The organism is Nocardioides sp. P5_E3 (assembly GCF_054049275.1).
On the sequence record NZ_JBFUMR010000064.1, the window covers coordinates 1 to 1775 of the forward strand.

Annotated in this window: 3 protein-coding genes; 2 read left to right on the forward strand and 1 reads right to left on the reverse strand. The window is 73.0% G+C overall.

Going from position 1 to position 1775, the window contains the following annotated elements; all coding sequences use genetic code 11:
- Positions 1 to 148: 148 nt before the first annotated feature.
- Together ACXJKB_RS22670 and ACXJKB_RS22675 are read left to right on the forward strand one after the other, a co-directional pair.
- Positions 149 to 964 carry a hypothetical protein gene (locus ACXJKB_RS22670; protein WP_457192473.1) on the forward strand — a complete coding sequence of 272 codons (816 nt, stop codon included), beginning with the start codon at positions 149 to 151 and terminating at the stop codon, positions 962 to 964.
- Positions 965 to 1020: 56 nt separating this feature from the next.
- Entirely contained in the window at positions 1021 to 1452 is a 432-nt protein-coding gene (locus ACXJKB_RS22675; protein ID WP_457192475.1) for a hypothetical protein, read from the forward strand.
- 100 nt (positions 1453 to 1552) lie between these two features.
- Here ACXJKB_RS22675 and ACXJKB_RS22680 read toward each other — a convergent pair.
- A partial coding sequence (locus tag ACXJKB_RS22680) for a transposase (protein ID WP_457185629.1) occupies positions 1553 to 1775 on the reverse strand: 223 nt, incomplete at its 5' end.

The following is a 1775-nucleotide window of genomic DNA, read 5'->3' on the forward strand; positions in this document are numbered from 1 at the left end:
CCGCGGGACAGCCCGCCCGCGGGACAGCCCGCGCTGGGCGAGCGCGGCGACGAGCGCGAGGAGCGGCGGCGGCGGGCGCTTCATGGGACCACGGTGCCACGACGACCGGCCCGGGCACAGCCCTCCCGTGCTGCCGTACGGTGCGCCTGTGACCCCGGACGTCCTCCTCGTCGGCGCCGGCGAGCTCGGCGCCGCGGTCGGCCTGCGCCTGGCCGACCTCGGCCACGGCGTGCTCGCCCTGCGGCGCAACGCCTCGCTCGTACCTGCGCCGCTCGTCGGTCGCGCGGTCGACCTGACGCGGGAGACCCCGGACCTGTCCGACGTACGCCCCCGCCTCGTCGTCGTCGCGCTGACCGCGCGGCCGCGGACCGAGGAGGCCTACCGGACGACGTACGTCGACGGGATGGCGCGGGCGCTCGACGCGCTGCCCGAGCCACCCGAGCGGGCCGTCCTCGTCTCGTCGACCTCCGTGCACGGCAGCCGCGACCTCCCGGAGCTCGAGGACGAGACGACGCCCCCGGCCCCGAGCGACGGCCCGGGCCGGATGCTCGTCGCCGCCGAGGAGGCCTTCCACGCGCGCGTCCCGCACGGGAGCGTCCTGCGACTGTCCGGGTTGTACGGCGGCAGCAGCACGCGGCTGCTCGACCAGGTCCGCGAGGGCCGGATCGACGACCCGCACCGCTGGACGAACCGCATCCACCGCACCGACGCCGCCGCGGCGGTCGTGCACCTGCTGACCATGGACGCCGCGCCGGAGCGGCTCTACCTCGGCACCGACGACGAACCGGCCCAGCTCGGGGACGTCGCTGCGTTCCTCGCCGACCGCCTCGGCGCCCCCGCTCCCCCGCCGGCCGACCCCGCACAGGGGCACGGCAAGCGGCTGTCCGACGCGCGGCTGCGGTCGGCGGGCTGGGCGCCGACGTACCCGTCGTACCGCGAGGGCTACGCAACAGTCGCCGGCTGAGGGAGATCCCCCATCGGGGCGATGGACCGGGCGAGCGGGAGGCACAGACTGCAGGCATGGCCGTGATGCCCTCGGAAGCACAGCCGGCGATCCACGTCGACCGCCGCCGCCCGGGCATCGCCCTCCTGGTCGCCCTCCTCGCCGCCGTGCCGTACGTCATCGGGCTGGTGCTGCCCTACTACGCGAACGGCGTCCACCTGCGCCCGGCCCACGAGACGATCTACGCCTACGACCTGGGCACGATGTGGCCCTACGACACCGCTCTCGGCGGGGTGGTCGGATTCATCGCGATCGTGGGCGTGCCGACGGCACCGTTCATCTCCGGTGGGGTGGCGATGTGGTCGGTGTTCATGGTGTGGAGCTGGTGGCGGACGCTGACCGTGCTGGAGGTCGTCCTCTACGCGGCCGCCTTCGCGGTCGGGGTCGCGTCCATCGCCTGGCTGGCCACACCGCTGGCGAACGAGCTCCTCATGTGGTTCTGGGACTGACCTCGCCTCCCGCTGGTCGAGGAAGGCGCCCTGGCGCCTGTCACGAGACCTGCCCGCCGACTGACCGGGAGAAGATCGTGGACGATCCGAGTCGGCAGATTCAGGGAGTCGTTGCAACGCGGTTGAGATCTTCTTGGATCAACGTAGTCAGGCGTTCGCGGGGTGTGTAGTAGCCCAGGCGTTTGCGGGGACGGTCGTTGAGCTCGTCAGCGATGGTCTGCAGGTCGGTGGCGCTGTGGACCGATAGGTCGGTGCCTTTGGGGAGGTACTCGCGCAAGAGCCCGTTGATGTTCTCGTTGCTGCCGCGCTGCCAGGGCTTGTAG

Excerpts from the sequence above, each read along its gene's own strand:
- ACXJKB_RS22675 (WP_457192475.1), top strand. The coding sequence starts at position 1,021 with ATGGCCGTGATGCCCTCGGAAGCACAGCCGGCGATCCACGTCGACCGC.